Origin of the sequence: Lysinibacillus sp. GbtcB16 (assembly GCF_019091145.1) — a bacterium.
Taxonomy (GTDB): Bacteria; Bacillota; Bacilli; order Bacillales_A; family Planococcaceae; genus Lysinibacillus; species Lysinibacillus fusiformis.
In genome coordinates this window covers 1-250 of record NZ_JAGXJV010000686.1, presented here as the reverse complement: position 1 = coordinate 250, position 250 = coordinate 1, and the positions used below count along the sequence as shown (strand labels likewise).

Sequence of the window (250 nt, the reverse complement as noted above, 5' to 3'; positions counted from 1 at the left end):
AACGAAGGGTCCTTGACCCGCTGCCGGATTAGTGAAACATTGGTCGAAATGTTCTCGACAAAGCCTTCCCGCGAGCCCCGGACCAACGATTCTGACGAAGGTTCTGTAATGCTCCTTCCTTCCACATGGCTGGTCTTGAGTACCATGCAGCCGGTAATGCCGTCAATGAGCAGCACGGTATTACCTAATAAAATATCTCGAATGCAGGTATCGAGCGAATCCGTTTCCTGCATTTCAGCCACAGTGATCG

The 250-nt window shown here is 50.8% G+C and carries 1 protein-coding gene; it reads right to left on the bottom strand.

All coding sequences use genetic code 11. The features are described 5' to 3' along the window. A partial coding sequence (locus tag KVT27_RS25610) for a spore germination protein (protein ID WP_217582275.1) occupies positions 1 to 250 on the bottom strand: 250 nt, incomplete at both ends.